Genomic DNA, 16,872 nt, shown 5'->3' on the forward strand with positions numbered 1-16,872 from the left:
ATATAATCTTATACAAATAAAAATTTACATATGAAAAGAAGAATCAAACATGTAACGGTTCTTGGTTCAGGAATTATGGGAAGCGGAATTGCTGCTCACTTCGCCAACATCGGCGTTGAAGTATCACTCTTGGATATTGTTCCTTTTGAACTTACTGAAGCTGAACAAAAAAAAGGTTTGACCAAAGATGACAAGGTCGTAAGAAACAGAATTGCTTCCGAAAACTTTGAAAAACTAAAAAAAGCAAGTCCTGCACTTCTTTATTCACCAAAGTTTGCAGACAGAATTACAATCGGAAACTTCGATGATGATTTGCCGAAAATAAAAAATACAGACTGGATCATTGAAGTAGTAGTAGAAAGGCTTGATATCAAGAAGTCTGTTTACGAAAAAATTGAACAGTTCAGAAAACCGGGTACCTTAATTTCTTCTAATACATCCGGTATTCCTATCCATTTTCTTACAGAAGGGAGAAGCGAGGATTTCAAAAAATATTTCGCCGGAACCCACTTCTTCAACCCTGTAAGATACCTTCCTCTTTTAGAGATTATCCCAACTAACGATACAGATCCTGAGATCATCGATTTCTATATGAATTATGGAGCAAAATTCTTAGGTAAAACAACAGTTTTAGCAAAAGATACCCCAGCTTTCATCGCCAACAGAATCGGTGTGTTCTCTATGATGGATCTTCTTCACAATGTACAGAAATTAGGACTTACCGTTTCTGATGTTGATAAATTAACGGGTCCAGTCATTGGACGTCCAAAATCTGCTACATTCAGAACAGCTGATGTTGTAGGTCTTGATACTTTGGTAATGGTAGCCAACGGGGTTCGTCAAAGCGGTGCGGAAGCGAACGACTTTAATGATGTATTTGCCCTTCCTCCTTATATCCAGAAAATGATGGATAATAAATGGTTAGGTTCAAAAACAGAACAAGGTTTCTATAAAAAAGTGAAAAATGAAGAAGGAAAATCTGAAATTCACGGATTAAACCTTGATACTTTAGAATATGAACTTCAAGGAAAATCATCATTCCCTACTCTGGAATTAACAAAATCTATAGATAAGCCAATTGACAGATTCAAAGTACTGATTGGTGGTAAAGATAAAGCTGGTGAATTATACAGAAAGTCCTTAGGAGCACTATTCGCTTATGTTTCTCATAAAGTACCTGAAATCTCTGATGAAGTTTATAAAATTGACGATGCCATGAGAGCTGGTTTCGGATGGGAAAACGGACCATTTGAGATCTGGGATGCTGTAGGTGTTCAGAAAGGTATTGAACTGGCAAAAGATGCAGGATACGAGGTTTCTGACTGGGTGAAAAATGTAGAAACTTTCTACAAAGTGAATGACGAAGGACAAAGCATTTATGTTGATAAAAATTCAGGTGAATACAACAAAATTCCTGGTCAGGATGCATTCATCATCTTAGATAATATCAGAAAAAATAAAACACTTTGGAGTAATTCAGGGGCTGCTATTGAAGATTTAGGAGATGGTATCATCAACTTTGAGATCCGTTCAAAAATGAACTCTCTTGGAGGCGAAGTTCTTGATGGATTAAACAGAGCCATTGATTTAGCTGAAAAAGAATATGACGGATTAGTTGTAGGAAACCAGGGAGCAAACTTCTCTGTAGGCGCTAACCTTGCCATGATCCTAATGATGGCTATCGAGCAGGATTGGGATGATTTGAATATGGCAATTGCTTACTTCCAGAAATCAATGATGAGAGTACGCTATTCTTCTATTCCTGTAGTAGTTGCTCCTCACGGAATGACTTTAGGCGGAGGGTGCGAAATGACCATGCATGCTGACCGAGTGGTTGCAGCAGCAGAAACGTATATCGGACTTGTAGAAACCGGAGTGGGTGTAATCCCTGGTGGTGGTGGTACTAAAGAATTGACTTTAAGAACTTCCAGAGAATTCCACAACGATGATGTTAAAAATAACAGACTTCGTGATGCTTTTATGAACATCGCCATGGGTAAAGTAGCTACTTCTGCTTATGAAGCTTATGACATGGGAATCCTTGAAAAAGGAAAAGACATCGTTTCTGTAAGCAAAAACAGACAAATTGCTGAAGCTAAAAAAGTAGCGAAACTATTGGCAGAACAGGGATATACTCAGCCTATCGAGCAGAAAGTAAAAGTTCTTGGTAAAGATGCATTAGGAATGTTCTATGTAGGAACAGACCAGATGCTAACCGGAAACTTTATCTCTGCACACGATAAGAAAATTGCAGATAAACTGGCCAATGTAATGGTAGGTGGAAATCTATCTGAACCAACAGTAGTAACAGAACAGTACCTATTGAACCTTGAAAGAGAAACCTTCCTTCAGCTTTGTGGTGAGAGAAAAACTCTTGAGAGAATTCAATATATGTTGCAAAACGGGAAACCTTTGAGAAACTAATGGGAAGCTCCGTAGGAGCGAACTGTTAATAGCATGAATAATTTAAAGATTGGAGAGCCTCGTAGAGGCGACCTGTTAATGTATGGCAAATACCTACACTCAGATTTATATTCAAATTGTTTTCGCTGTAAAAGGAAGACAAAATCTGATTGCAAAAGAAAACAGAGAAGAATTGCATCGGTTTATAACAGGTATTGTTTCCAATAGAGATCAAAAATTATTCGCAGTTTTTGCAATGCCGGACCATGTCCATATTCTTATAAGTATGAATCCGACATATTCGGTTTCAGATGTAGTAAGAGATATTAAAGCGGGTTCTTCAAAATTCATCAACGAAAAAGGATGGATCAATGGAAAATTCAATTGGCAGGAAGGGTATGGAGCTTTTTCTTATTCTAAAAGCAGTGTTGATTCTGTTGTAAAGTATATTTTAGAGCAGGAAGAACATCATAAAAAGAAAACTTTTAGAGAAGAATATCTGGATTTTATGTCAAAATTTGAGATAGAATATGATCCAAAATATTTATTTGAATGGATTAATGATTAACAGGTCGCTCCTACGGAGCTCCTCAAAAAGCATAAACAAATATCTATGAACAGTTTACCTCTACGAGGCAAAAAATTCTTAAAACAATTTAATTAAACAAAAAATGAAAACAGCATACATAGTAAAAGGTTTCAGAACAGCCGTTGGAAAAGCTCCAAAAGGAAGTTTAAGATTTACAAGACCTGATGTCATGGCAGCTACCGTTATTGAAAAATTAATGGCTGAGCTACCACAATTAGATAAAAACAGAATTGATGACCTTATCGTAGGAAATGCGATGCCAGAAGCTGAACAAGGGCTGAATGTGGCACGTCTGATCTCTTTGATGGGGTTAAATACTGATAAAGTACCGGGAGTAACCGTAAACAGATACTGTGCTTCAGGAAGTGAGGCAATTGCTATTGCTTCTGCAAAAATCCAGGCTGGTATGGCAGACTGTATCATTGCCGGTGGTACTGAATCTATGTCATATATCCCGATGGGAGGTTACAAGCCGGTTCCTGAAACAGATATCGCAAAAACAAACCCTGATTATTACTGGGGAATGGGTTACACAGCGGAAGAAGTAGCCAAACAATATAATATTACAAGAGAAGAACAGGATCAGTTTGCTTTTGAATCTCATATGAAAGCTTTAAAAGCCAATCAGGAAGGAAAATTTGCCAACCAGATTGTTTCAATTCCCGTAGAATATAATTTCCTTGACGAAAATCAGAAACTGCAGACTAAAAAGTTTGATTTCTCAGTAGATGAAGGGCCTAGAGCTGATACTTCTTTAGCTGGATTAGCAAAACTAAGACCTGTATTCGCCAACGGAGGAAGCGTAACTGCCGGAAACTCTTCTCAAATGAGTGACGGAGCCGCTTTTGTAATGGTAATGAGTGAGGAAATGGTAAAAGAATTAGGACTGGAGCCTGAGGCAAGATTAGTAGCTTACGCAGCTGCCGGATTAGAACCAAGAATCATGGGAATGGGACCTATCTATGCTATTCCAAAAGCATTGAAACAAGCAGGTTTAGAATTAAAAGATATTGATTTGATTGAACTTAATGAAGCTTTTGCCTCTCAATCAGTTGCTATCAAAAAAGAATTAGGACTAAACCCTGATATCTTAAACGTAAACGGAGGAGCTATTGCCCTTGGACACCCGCTTGGATGCACAGGAACGAAACTTACCGTTCAGCTTCTTGACGAAATGAGAAGACGTGGCAACAAATACGGAATGGTTTCTATGTGCGTGGGAACAGGACAAGGTGCGGCTTCTATTTTTGAACTACTTTAATCAATTATAGATTTTAAATTATAAATTTTAGATGTAATGAGTTTCAAAGAAGATAATTTGATTCAAATAAAAACTTTTGATTTTGCTTTAAGAATAATTCAATTTTATACTGAATGTAAATCTCAAAAGGAGTTTATTTTATCAAAGCAGATTCTTCGTTCAGGAACCTCAATTGGAGCAAATGTAGAAGAAGCTATAGCCGCTCAATCTAAAAAGGATTTTATTTCAAAGCTTTCAATTGCAAATAAAGAGGCAAGTGAAACAAGATATTGGTTAAAACTTTATCATTCTTCAAATCTCGTTCAAATTGAGATCAATTCATATTTAATAGATATTGAAATGATCATTAATATATTGACTAAAATCATTAAAACATCATCTGAAAATTTATAATAACAAAATCTAATTTAAAATTTATAATCTAAAATTTAAAATAATAACAAATGAGCAATATACTTAAAGGCGGGGAATTCCTAATCAAACAAATTCCTGCAAACGAAATTTTCAGTATTGAAGAACTGAATGAAGAACAAAAAATGCTTCGTGATTCTGCGAAGGAATTTATAGATAGAGAGGTTGTTCCCCAAAGAGAGCGTTTCGAAAAAAAAGATTATGCATTCACTGAAGAAACAATGCGTAAATTGGGTGAAATGGGAATGCTCGGAATCGCTGTTCCTGAAGAATACGGAGGTCTTGGAATGGGCTTTGTGACAACAATGCTTGCTTGTGATTATATTTCCGGAACTACAGGTTCATTGGCTACAGCTTATGGAGCACACACCGGAATTGGAACGTTGCCAATCGTTCTTTACGGAACTGAAGAGCAAAAGAAAAAATACCTTCCGGATTTAGCAGCAGGAACAAAATTCGGGGCTTACTGTCTGACAGAGCCGGATGCTGGTTCTGATGCCAATTCAGGAAAAACAAAAGCAAAACTTTCCGAAGACGGAAAACATTATATCATCAACGGACAGAAAATGTGGATCTCTAATGCAGGATTTGCAGATACATTTACATTATTCGCTAAAATTGATGATGATAAAAATATCACAGGGTTTGTAATCAACAGATCTGAACTTGAAAACCCTGGAAGCTTAACGTTCGGAGAGGAAGAGCATAAATTAGGTATCCGTGCTTCTTCTACCCGTCAGGTTTTCTTCAATGATATGAAGATCCCTGTGGAAAATCTTTTAGGAGAAAGAAACAATGGTTTCAAAATCGCTTTAAATGCATTGAACGTAGGCCGTATCAAACTGGCTGCAGCATGTCTTGATGCACAGAGAAGAATCTTAAACCACTCTATCCAGTATTCTAACGAAAGAAAACAATTTGGGGTTTCTATTGCAACTTTCGGAGCGATCAGAAAGAAAATTGCTGAAATGGCAACCGGAGTTTTCGTAAGTGAAGCTGGTTCTTACAGAGCTGCTAAAAACGTGCAGGATAAAATTGATGAATTAGTAGCAAGTGGATTAAGCCATCAGGAAGCAGAGCTGAAAGGTGTTGAAGAATTCGCTGTAGAATGTTCAATCCTTAAAGTATTCGTTTCTGACCTTGCTCAGCATACAGCAGATGAAGGAATCCAGGTATACGGAGGGATGGGATTCTCTGAAGACACTCCTATGGAAGCAGCTTGGAGAGATTCAAGAATTTCAAGAATCTATGAAGGGACCAATGAAATCAACAGATTATTAGCAGTAGGAATGCTGATCAAGAGAGCAATGAAAGGTGAATTGGATCTTTTATCTCCTGCAATGGCTATCAGCAAAGAATTAATGGGTATTCCTTCATTTGAAGTTCCTGACTATTCAGAATTTATGAGTGAAGAAAAAGCGATTATAGCAAACCTTAAGAAAGTATTCTTAATGGTTTCCGGAGCAGCTCTTCAGAAATACATGATGGATATTGAAAAACAACAGCATTTATTATTGAATGCTTCTGAAATCCTTAACCAGATCTACATGGCAGAATCCGCAGTATTAAGAGCAGAAAAACACTTTTCTCCTGAATCTGTAGAAGCAGCTATGGCTCAGTTAAATCTTTACAAAGCGGTTGAGAAAATCATTACTGCAGCTAAAGAAGGAATTGTTTCTTTCGCTGAAGGAGATGAGCAGAGAATGATGCTTTCAGGATTAAGAAGATTCACTAAATATACCAACCATCCGAATGTAGTAGCGCTTACTGAAAAAGTAGCAGCTCACTATATAGAGAAAGGAGCTTATTAGTCTTAATAACATAAATTTGATTCAGCGCCTCAATTTTTGAGGCGCTTTTTTGATCTTTATTAATTATGACATCCATTGAAATTAACGGTATTTAGCAATATTATTCAAAAAAAATCATTATTTTTATTTTAAATTACATAACACATGAAAATTTTATTATTTCCAATACTCCTTATTTCCGTTACTTTTTCAGCACAAAAAAAAGATAATTTACTTCCTGTTCCCAAGATGGATACCACAAAAATTGTTGCTAAAGGAAAATTCCCGGGATATTTTGCTCTGAAACCGGATCAACCTCAAAAAGAACTTTACAAAATATTAACGGTTAAGCCCAATGACACTACTCTTTATCTGGCTTTAAAAGAACCTTCAAAGGATTATTCACAATATAAAATTTTAAATACAATTACTCCTGATAGGTTTCAGGTCAATCGGAAAAAAATACTACCATCCAAATAACCTAACACAAACTAAAAACTATTACCATGGGAAAATTTATTATCTCTAAAAGAACAAACGGAGACTTTCAGTTCAACCTCAAAGCTGGAAACGGGCAGGTTATTTTAACCAGCCAGGGATACAGCACCAAACCATCCTGCGAAAGTGGAATCGGATCTGTAAAGACCAATGCACAGGAAGATGCAAAATTTGAAAGAAATACGGCCAATGACGGCAGGTGCTATTTTAATCTAAAGGCAGGAAACGGACAAATCATAGGAACCAGTCAGATGTATGAATCTGACAATGGCATGGAAAACGGAATAGAATCCGTAAAAAACAATGCTCCACATGCTCATATAGAGGATGAAACAAACTTTTAAAATCATATAAAATATTCTTCATAAAATGCCTTATTTTTTTAAGGCATTTTTTATTTTTGTACTCTATTTTTCATTAGAAATGACAAAAGAAGAATTACTGAATAAAGCAATCAAAATCGCCGATAAGGCTCATAAAGGACAAACCGATAAATACCATGCTCCATACATTGCCCATGTAATGCGTGTAATGAATTATGGTAAAACACTGGATGAAAAGATTGTAGGGGTTCTGCACGATGTTGTGGAGGATCACCCACTGGAATTCAGCCTGGATTATTTAAGATCGGAAGGATTCCCTGAATATATTATTTTTGCCATCAGCTGCCTTACAAAGCTTGATCCGGAAGAAGACTATGATGAATTCATCAAAAGGACGGAACGATCTCTCCTTTCTGTAGCTGTAAAACTGAATGATCTTCGTGATAATATGGACCTTAGAAGAGTAAACAGAGAGCTTACTCCTAAGGATATCAAAAGATTTAATAAATATCTGAAAGCTTATCGTTATCTGATAGAGAAGTATTAATCCGCACCCGGGAAATCGTAAGTTTTCGTATGGTGGTTTGTTCCGTCAATATTGATGTTTAACGCAAGGTAAACGAAATGTAAATTTTTGTTTCCTTTTGCTTCAAATTCACGCTGCCACAGATATCCGCTCACAATACCGAAATAATCATCGATCTGATAGCCGAAACCGCCATAGACTCTATTTCTGGCGAAAGTAGGCTTCATCGGAGAGACAAAGAACACCTCGTCATAAGCATTGGCGAAAACAGTTCCTTTTTTGATGGTTTTTGCATTTAAAGGAACACTTACGTTCAGACGGTATCTGTAACGCATTCTCTGGGAAGTCTGATCTGTTTTTGGCTCGTAAAACCAGCTCTTTTCAGCACGGAAACGGTTTTCAAACTTTACAATACCTTTCTTGATATCAATAACGTCCTGAAGCCATACCCTGAACTCTTCTCTGCTCAGACTATGTTCTTTATAGTTAACATATCTTCCAAGCCCCACAAAAGGTTTGTGGTTTTTGGTAAGATTATACCCTAATCCCCCTTTTATTTCATAATAATCAGGGTAGGTATAATCTTCGTTACCACGCATCTGCCCTTCAGCATAAAGGAAAAATTTCGGATGAAACTTATAGGTCAGAGTCACTGCATTGAAGCTGGAAATGTGTTCCTGTGCTTTAAAAAAAGAAATTCCAAGTAGCAAACCTAATCCTATAAGACGTTTCATAAAAAATTTTTGCAAATGTATATTTTTTAACAATTTGTTAATATTAACTTTCATTAATATTGAATTAACACCTACTTAATATTAATTGTGTACGAAAACCCAATGTGGAACCATCTTTGCGGCATTCCTACCCCAAATGCTTCCGTATATTTTGTATTGGTTAAATTGTTAATCAGCACATACACCGAATAATCTTTTTTAGCAAAGCTCAGCTTCTCATCTACAAGATTATATGTACCCAGATTGACTCTTTCATTGTAGCGGTAAACAAGCTCATTGGTAAAGTTTTTCAGGAATTTCACCTCTAGCTTGGAAACAAACTGATGTTTCAGATTGTCCAGAATATATCTTGAAACCACACCAGCTTTTTCTTCATATTTGCTGTCAATATATGTGTAGCCAACTGTATATTTTAACCAGTCTGTCGGTCTATGACTCCACTCTGCCTCGATTCCTTTGGTTTTAATATCTCCTACATTCTGAGCATACCATACTTTATCACTCAGGTCTTTTTTTATCCAGTCAATAGAGTTGCTGGAATTTCTTAAAAACCCGCTGATTTTTGCCAAAATTCTATTATTTTGATATTGATATCCTACTTCTGATGACAAAGCATTTTCAGGCTGTAAATCCGGGTTTCCCTGTTCCGTTTTGCTTACATAATAAAGTTCGGTAAAAGTGGGTACACGGTGTACTTTTGCGATGTTTCCATAGATTTTAGAATTGGCACTAAAGTTATAGCCTACATCAAGCCCCGGATAAAAGAAATTTCCTTCCTTAGAATAATTAGCCCATGAAATTCCCGGACTGATGTTCAGTTTTTTATCCAGTAATGAAAAATGATGTTCAAAGAAAACCTGAGATACAAAACGGTTTCGATCACCCAAATTACTGCTTACTAAAAATTCTTTTCTCAATTCAACCCCAATTCCGGTTGTTCCCAATCCCCACTGATAGCTGGAATTCACTTCTCCACCCACATTATTTCCGATGTGCATATTTCGGTAAAAATCCGGATTCCATCGGTCATAAAGGTACATATCCTGTCCTCTTCTCCAGTATACGTTAGAATTAAGCTTCAGCTTTCCAAAAGTCTGCTGGTGAGCCACACTTACGATAGACGCTTGTGTTTCTTCATACTGTTTGGTGGCAGCACTGGAAGCATAAAAACCATTGGCCCCGAATTTCTTTTCCGAAAACCCCGCCTGTACTCTCACATCTCCGTTTTTAATATTCAGCTTTCCCTGATAAAATACATTTCTGATTTCATAATCCGTATTGAACATATACCCTTCCGAAGAAGCAGAATTGGCTTGAAGAGAGTTGGTAAATTTCTCATTTCCAATCTGTGCATTGAATCCAAGACCATAAGAACCATAATCACCTCCTTCCGCACTGATTTTCACTTTCTTCCCTGGGGTAGTTTTGGTAACGATATTAATCACACCGGCATAAGCATTCTGTCCGAAACGTCGTGCTGCAGGGCCTTTAATAATCTCTATCTTTTCTACTTCATCCAGATCTACCGGAATATTCATATTATTATGTCCGGTCTGGGAATCATTCATTCTGATTCCGTTCAGAAGCAGCAAAACCTGCTCAAAAGAACTACCACGAAAACCGATATCACTCTGCACGCCATTAGCACCTCTCCTTCTGATATCCATTCCTGGTACCTGTTGAAGGATTTCGTCTATACTTTTAGCCGGAGAATTTACAATGTCTTCTCTGGTGATAACACTGATGTTCTGATTGGCACTTTTATAAGGTGTAGAGATAAATTTTCCCTGAAATTCGATGCTTTCAATATCTGTTGTCTTTTCCTGTGCATGTACCCAAAGTAAAGATCCCAGAAAAAAAGCACTTCCTATCTTTTTGATCATAATCGTTTTCGTCGTTTTTTAACAGAGTCCAAAAGTAAGGGAGTTCACCAAGACAGGCAAATGATAGTTGTCATAAAAAAAGATGCAACATAATGCTGCATCTGTGTGAGGGAGTAATTTTATCTTTTTCTCATTAAATGTGTAACTAGATCTCTGAATAATTTTCTCATTTCTATATTACATATTTACGGCTACAATTTTAAATAATTTTACAACATAAAACAATAGTTAAATAAAAAAACACAATATATTTTTAAAAATTATATAAAACACTGTAAAATAAACCGTAAAACAAAATTAAGTCCACAAAAAATATTCATTTTTATCATTCACCAACAGATCTATTTCCTTTTTCGACTTCTTATTTCATGTTGATAATAACAATTTTTAACAATAAGATAAGCGTAAATTTTTCGCTAAAATTTCGTAATTTTGTGGGTCTTAATTTTACGATGAAATTATTCTTTTTTCAATGGTAATTCTGTCGGCAATCTAAAAAAATATAGCTGCAGAATATCAGATGAATTAGGGAATACATGTAAAAGTTCAATTGATGACAGCCTAGGAAAATTCTAAGGCAAAACACCATTATACTGAAAGTTTTAATGCTTTACAGTTACTTTTATGAATAAACAAAATATGGCTAACACAACAGAAATAGACATAAAAAAACAGATTTTCGTTAAGAATGCACATCTTAACAATCTGAAACATATAGACGTCCTTATTCCGAAAAATAAACTTATTGTTATTACAGGAGTTTCAGGAAGTGGAAAATCCTCTTTGGCCTTTGATACTATTTATGCTGAAGGACAGAGAAGATATGTAGAAAGTTTAAGTTCTTATGCCCGTCAGTTTTTGGGAAAATTAGAAAAACCAAAAGTGGATGATATCAAAGGACTTGCGCCTTCTATTGCCATCCAGCAGAAAGTAATTTCTTCCAATCCTCGTTCTACGGTAGGAACTTCTACGGAAATCTACGATTATATGAAGCTTTTATTTGCAAGAATCGGGAAAACCTTTTCACCGGTTTCCGGAGAAGAAGTAAAAAAAGATTCAGTGTCTGATGTGGTAGACTTTATTAAAGCTTCTAAAAAGGATACTTCTTTTCTCCTGACCGCTCCTTTGGAATATGATGTTGATAATTTTAAGGAAACCTTAAATATTTTAAAACTGGCAGGTTTCACAAGGCTTGAAATCAATGGAAATCTTGCCGGAATTGAAGATTTGGAAAGTTTTGGTTTTACTCCTGAAAAAGGTATGATCATCAATCTTGTGATCGACCGTTTCTCGTACGAAGAGGACGAAAGTTTTTTACAAAGACTTGCAGACTCTATTCAAATGGCGTTCTATGAAGGACGCGGCTATTGTTCACTAAAGAACACAGAAACGGAAAAAATAAAGGAATTCTCTAATAAATTTGAGCTGGACGGCATGGAGTTCCTTGAACCCAATGTTCATTTTTTCAGCTTTAATAACCCATACGGAGCATGTCCGGCATGTGAAGGATACGGAAAAGTAATCGGAATTGACGAGGATCTTGTAGTTCCTAATAAAACATTATCCATCTACGAAGATGCCGTTGTCTGCTGGAGAGGAGAAACGATGAGCGAATGGAAAAAAGATTTCATCAAAAAAGCAGGTGACTTCCCTATCCACAAACCTTATCATCAGCTAACAAAAGAACAGAAAAATTTCCTTTGGAAAGGTGACGGAAAGAGTAATTTCCCTTGCATCAATAATTTCTTCAAAATGCTTGAAGAAAATCTATACAAAATCCAGTACAGAGTAATGCTTTCCCGTTATAGAGGAAAAACCCTTTGTCCAACATGTGAAGGATTGAGACTTCGTGAAGAAACAAGCTGGGTAAAAGTAGACGGACATAATATTCAATCAATGATTGAACTTCCTTTGGATGAGCTGGCTCCGGTCATTAATGGATTAAAGCTTTCAGATCACGACAAAGAAGTCGCTAAAAGACTGATCTATGAAATCACCACCCGCCTGGAATTCTTATTAAAGGTAGGTTTAGGATATTTAACCTTAAACAGAACGTCCAATACCCTTTCAGGAGGAGAAAGCCAGAGAATTAACTTAGCAACCAGTTTAGGAAGTTCTTTGGTAGGTTCTATTTATATTCTGGATGAGCCTTCTATCGGGCTGCACTCTAAAGACACCGAAAACCTGATCGAAGTATTGAAAAACCTTCGTGATCTTGGAAATACCGTTATTGTAGTAGAGCACGATGAAGATGTGATGAGAGCTGCGGATTATATTATTGATATCGGTCCGGAAGCGGGTTATCTTGGTGGTGAACTGGTATTTGCAGGGGATTATAAAGACCTGAAAAAAGCCAACACCCTTACTTCAGAATATCTTACCGGAAGACTTGAAATTGAAGTTCCGAAGAAAAGAAGAAAAGGAAAAGAATGGATTCATATTAAAGGAGCCCGTCAGAATAATCTTAAAAATATAGATGTAGACGTTCCTTTGGAAAGTCTGGTAGTCATTTCCGGAGTTTCAGGAAGCGGAAAATCTACTTTGATGAAAGAAATCCTTACCAATGACATTCAGATCCAGCTTGGAATGGGTGGTAAAAAAGGAGACTATGATTCTGTAGAATTCCCTAAGAAACTGATCAAAAATATTGAATTGATTGATCAAAACCCAATCGGAAAATCATCCCGTTCAAACCCTGTAACATACTTAAAAGCTTACGATGATATCCGTGATCTTTTTGCCAAGCAGAAAGTAGCCAAAATGATGGGCTATAAACCTAAACATTTCTCTTTCAACGTGGATGGCGGAAGATGTGATGAATGTAAAGGAGAAGGTGTGATCAATGTTTCCATGCAGTTTATGGCAGACATTGAGCTCGAATGTGAAGTTTGTAAAGGAACACGATTCAAAAATGAAATTCTTGAAGTAAGATTTGATGAGAAAAACATCTCTGATATCCTTCATATGACGGTAGATGAAGCATTGGCATTCTTTAAAGATAATAATGAAGAAAAGATTGTAACGAAGTTGAGACCTTTGCAGGAAGTAGGTTTAGGCTATCTGCAGCTGGGGCAAAGCTCCTCTACCCTTTCCGGTGGTGAGGCACAACGTGTGAAACTGGCTTCATTCCTTGTAAAAGGCGTAACAACAGATAAAACGTTATTCATTTTTGATGAACCTTCTACAGGACTTCACTTCCATGATATTCAGAAATTACTTAAATCATTGCAGGCATTGATTGATCTTGGACATTCGGTGATTGTTATTGAACATCAGCCTGATATCATCAAATGTGCCGATTATATTATCGATATCGGTCCGGAAGCCGGAAAACATGGTGGTGAAGTTGTATTTGCAGGAACACCGGAAGATCTGACTAAAAATAAAAAGTCCTATACGGCAAAATACATCAAAGAAAAATTGGAACAATAAATACAATCGGCTGTTTTAAAACAGCCGATTTTTTATTTAGATTCTCTATCTTTATTCAACTTATTAACCCATTACAAAATTATTCTTTATGCCCTGGAATCCCGAATTATATGATCAATACAAAGATGTACGTTACAAACCCTTTTATGATTTAGCAGCATTCATTAAGCCCGAAAACAATATAAAAGCCATTGACTTAGGCTGTGGAACCGGAGAACAAACCTCTATTCTTACGGAAAAACTCACAGGTTCTACATTCTTAGGAATAGATTCATCAGCAGAAATGCTTGAAAAATCTAAAAAATTTGAAAATAATAATCTTCACTTTAAGCTTCAGACTATTGAAGAAACATCACAATCTGAACAGAAATGGGATCTTGTCTTCAGTAATGCCGCTTTACAGTGGGCTGATGATCATGAAACTTTATTTCCTAAAATCATTGGACTGCTTTCACAAAATGGACAATTAGCCATACAAATGCCCGTTCAGAAAGAAAATATTCTGAACCAGATTCTAACGGAAATGGCAGATGAGGAGCCTTATTCATCCCAATTAAATCATTTTAACCGTGATTCTCCGGTGCTTTCAATGGATGATTATGCCCAGATATTATTTGATAACGGAATTCAGGATATAGAAATATTTCAGAAGGTTTATCCTATCATTGCAGATGATCACGAAGCCTTATATGAGTTTATTTCAGGAACTGCATTATTGCCTTATTTAGAGCGTCTTGAAGGAGAACATAAAGAAAAATTCATCTCTGAATTTAAATCGCGTATTGCAAAAAGGTTTACAAAATACCCTGCTATCTATGCATTTAAACGCATTCTGATGTATGGACGTAAGAAATAGAAAATCTTGATACTAATAAAAAACTGCCACACTTATGTGGCAGTTTCTTCTTTATATATTTTTTACTCTCTCAGATTATACAAGAACGGACTTTGCCTGATATATTCAGAATTGCCAATCTGAGAAACCAAAAACTCCGCAAGATCTGCAGCACTGATTCCTTCTCCTTTACAATCTGTAAGGCTTGTTTCCGTTGGAAAATTATCCTCTGTAAGATGAATCAGAGGGAGTCTTACCAATGTCCAATCCAGGTTGCTATCCAGAAGAAATTCATATTCTCGCTGTTTATCTGCTGTAGTCTCGGGATAGTTTTGGTACATCCAGTCTGTCGCCATTTCTACCCTTTCATTTTTATAATCGAACGGTGTATTTACACTCAAACCCGTAGTTACAATATATCGCCTGATTCCATGATGATTCATTGCAGAAATGATATTTTTTGCAGCATCGCTGAATATAGACTTCTCTCCTTTTGGTTGTCCTAAAGTACTTATGACAAGATTGGTTCCTTCAATCAAAGTATGGATAGCTCTTTCATCCCTTGCATCTCCTTTTACCACTTCAATTAATGGATTTTGGAGGGTGAAACTCTCAGGATGCCTTAATAAAAGTTTAAGAGAATATCCTTTTTCAAGAAGGTTTTGTACCAGATATTGTCCGGATTTTCCGGTTCCGCCGATCACGGCAATTTTATAGGTTTTCATAATGATTTTTTTAATTATTAAACATCAATAATCAAAAGCAGATTAACCGCTAATGACCGCTGATAATACAAATGACATATTGTCTTTGCTTTTAGATATGATATAATAAAGATATTGGGTTCAGAAAATTGAACCTAAGATGTTCAGGTTAAAAAGAACCTGACTCACAGTAATATGTATTACGAGATTTTAATGAATTAAAGTTACATTTTTTCTTTATTAAAAAATTTAAAATTTATGATTTTGACAACATTTATTAAAAGAGAAAGTTTTTAACTTTGATAACCATCTTACTATCAACATATTCCACCAAATCCACTTTACACCAATAAAATATAATAATATGGAACCCTTTACAGTAAACATCCCGGAATCGGTTATCACCGATCTTAAAAACCGTTTACAAAATACCCGCTGGCCGGGAGAACCCGAAAATTCTGGCTGGAACTACGGCACCAACGAAGCTTACCTGAAAGAACTTACCGACTATTGGATCAATCATTACGACTGGAGAATGCAAGAACAGCAATTGAATCAACATCCACAGTATATCGCCCTGATCGACGGAATTCTGATCCATTTTCAATACATAAGAGGAAAAGGTCCTAATCCAAAACCATTGATTCTTACTCATGGCTGGCCGGACAGCTATTACCGTTTTCATAAAATTATTCCATTGCTTACCGAAGGTGAACAGAGCTTTGATCTTGTTATTCCTTCCATTCCGGGATTTGGCTTTTCTGATAAAACAGCAGTCAGCAGCGAAAAAGTGGCAGATCTCTGGAAAAAACTGATGACTGAAGTGCTTGGCTATGAAAAATTCTGTGCAGCCGGAGGAGATATAGGAATGGGCGTAGTAAAAGCACTGACTTCGAAATATCCTGAAGTACTGGAATCCGTTCACCTTACAGATGTAGGCTATCCTACCGGCCAGGAAGATTTCACGACAATGAGTGAAGAGGAACAGGCTTTTGCACAATTTGTTCAGCAATGGTGGTACAGCGAAGGTGCTTATGCCATGGTACAGTCTACCAAACCTCAGTCACTTGCTTATGGTCTCAATGACTCTCCTGTCGGGCTGGCAGCATGGATCATAAGCTTTACCAACGCAGGCGCACCACCGGAATTGATTGAAGCAGCATTCGGAGGAAAAGATGAATTGCTTACTAATATTATGATCTATTGGGTAACACAAACCATAGGATCTTCTGCCAGAATGTACAAAGAAGATGCAGCGGCTTTATGGAGCGGCGCACAAGTTCATCAAAAAAGCAATGTTCCTGCAGGAGTACTTGTATTTCCCCGTGAGGCTCAGTTTCCGAAAGAATGGGCAGAACGTTTTGTGAACGTAACCAGCTTTAAAAAGATGAATGAAGGAGGTCACTTTGCTGCATTGGAATTACCTTATCTATTTGCAGATGAGTTAAGGTCATTCTTTTATACTGTCAGATAAACGATTGAT

The 16,872-nt window shown here is 36.6% G+C and carries 14 protein-coding genes; 11 read left to right on the forward strand and 3 right to left on the reverse strand.

All coding sequences use genetic code 11. From position 1 onward, the window contains the following. The first annotated feature begins 30 nt into the window (after nucleotides 1-30). The 8 genes from REB14_RS19165 (at nucleotide 31) to REB14_RS19200 (ending at nucleotide 7,822) form a co-directional block, all read left to right on the forward strand. The gene (locus REB14_RS19165) at nucleotides 31-2,424 is read left to right on the forward strand and encodes a 3-hydroxyacyl-CoA dehydrogenase/enoyl-CoA hydratase family protein (protein WP_309522993.1); all 2,394 of its coding nucleotides are present in this window, start codon (nucleotides 31-33) and stop codon (nucleotides 2,422-2,424) included. Between the two features lie 82 nt (nucleotides 2,425-2,506). After that, nucleotides 2,507-2,971: an IS200/IS605 family transposase gene (gene tnpA / locus REB14_RS19170; RefSeq protein WP_309522994.1), complete on the forward strand. Its 465-nt coding sequence runs from the start codon at nucleotides 2,507-2,509 to the stop codon at nucleotides 2,969-2,971. A 103-nt stretch (nucleotides 2,972-3,074) separates the two neighbouring features. Then, nucleotides 3,075-4,253 (forward strand): acetyl-CoA C-acyltransferase, encoded by a 1,179-nt coding sequence (locus tag REB14_RS19175; protein WP_079241526.1) that lies wholly within the window; start codon nucleotides 3,075-3,077, stop codon nucleotides 4,251-4,253. A 36-nt stretch (nucleotides 4,254-4,289) separates the two neighbouring features. Continuing rightward, nucleotides 4,290-4,646 (forward strand): four helix bundle protein, encoded by a 357-nt coding sequence (locus REB14_RS19180; RefSeq protein ID WP_309522995.1) that lies wholly within the window; start codon nucleotides 4,290-4,292, stop codon nucleotides 4,644-4,646. Nucleotides 4,647-4,696: 50 nt separating this feature from the next. Next, a complete protein-coding gene (locus REB14_RS19185; protein ID WP_309522996.1) occupies nucleotides 4,697-6,475 on the forward strand; it encodes an acyl-CoA dehydrogenase family protein in 1,779 nt (592 codons plus the stop codon). Nucleotides 6,476-6,619: 144 nt separating this feature from the next. Continuing rightward, on the forward strand, nucleotides 6,620-6,934 hold the full coding sequence (locus REB14_RS19190; protein WP_079241523.1) for a hypothetical protein: 315 nt from the start codon (nucleotides 6,620-6,622) through the stop codon (nucleotides 6,932-6,934). Nucleotides 6,935-6,960: 26 nt separating this feature from the next. Next, nucleotides 6,961-7,296, forward strand: a complete 336-nt coding sequence (locus tag REB14_RS19195) for a YegP family protein (RefSeq protein WP_079241522.1) — start codon at nucleotides 6,961-6,963, stop codon at nucleotides 7,294-7,296. 79 nt (nucleotides 7,297-7,375) lie between these two features. After that, nucleotides 7,376-7,822 (forward strand): phosphohydrolase, encoded by a 447-nt coding sequence (locus tag REB14_RS19200; protein WP_034694511.1) that lies wholly within the window; start codon nucleotides 7,376-7,378, stop codon nucleotides 7,820-7,822. Here the strand turns inward: REB14_RS19200 and REB14_RS19205 are convergent. Together REB14_RS19205 and REB14_RS19210 are read right to left on the reverse strand one after the other, a co-directional pair. Next, nucleotides 7,819-8,535, reverse strand: coding sequence for a DUF2490 domain-containing protein (locus REB14_RS19205; RefSeq protein WP_079241521.1), 717 nt, complete (start codon nucleotides 8,533-8,535; stop codon nucleotides 7,819-7,821). The genes REB14_RS19200 and REB14_RS19205 overlap by 4 nt on opposite strands. Before the next feature lie 71 nt (nucleotides 8,536-8,606). Continuing rightward, nucleotides 8,607-10,418 (reverse strand): TonB-dependent receptor plug domain-containing protein, encoded by a 1,812-nt coding sequence (locus REB14_RS19210; protein WP_079241520.1) that lies wholly within the window; start codon nucleotides 10,416-10,418, stop codon nucleotides 8,607-8,609. Nucleotides 10,419-11,057: 639 nt separating this feature from the next. Between REB14_RS19210 and uvrA the strand changes: the two genes are divergently transcribed. Both uvrA and REB14_RS19220 read left to right on the forward strand, forming a co-directional pair. After that, on the forward strand, nucleotides 11,058-13,850 hold the full coding sequence (uvrA, locus tag REB14_RS19215) for an excinuclease ABC subunit UvrA (RefSeq protein ID WP_079243908.1): 2,793 nt from the start codon (nucleotides 11,058-11,060) through the stop codon (nucleotides 13,848-13,850). A gap of 88 nt (nucleotides 13,851-13,938) precedes the next feature. Continuing rightward, entirely contained in the window at nucleotides 13,939-14,706 is a 768-nt protein-coding gene (locus REB14_RS19220) for a methyltransferase domain-containing protein (protein WP_309522997.1), read from the forward strand. Nucleotides 14,707-14,768: 62 nt separating this feature from the next. Here the strand turns inward: REB14_RS19220 and REB14_RS19225 are convergent, their stop codons facing one another. Further along, on the reverse strand, nucleotides 14,769-15,410 hold the full coding sequence (locus tag REB14_RS19225; protein WP_079241518.1) for an NAD(P)-dependent oxidoreductase: 642 nt from the start codon (nucleotides 15,408-15,410) through the stop codon (nucleotides 14,769-14,771). Nucleotides 15,411-15,753: 343 nt separating this feature from the next. Here REB14_RS19225 and REB14_RS19230 point away from each other — a divergent pair, with 343 nt between their 5' ends. Next, nucleotides 15,754-16,863, forward strand: coding sequence for an epoxide hydrolase family protein (locus REB14_RS19230; RefSeq protein WP_309522998.1), 1,110 nt, complete (start codon nucleotides 15,754-15,756; stop codon nucleotides 16,861-16,863). The last annotated feature ends 9 nt before the right edge of the window (nucleotides 16,864-16,872 follow it).

Source organism: Chryseobacterium metallicongregator (genome assembly GCF_031324065.1).
GTDB lineage: Bacteria > Bacteroidota > Bacteroidia > Flavobacteriales > Weeksellaceae > Chryseobacterium > Chryseobacterium metallicongregator.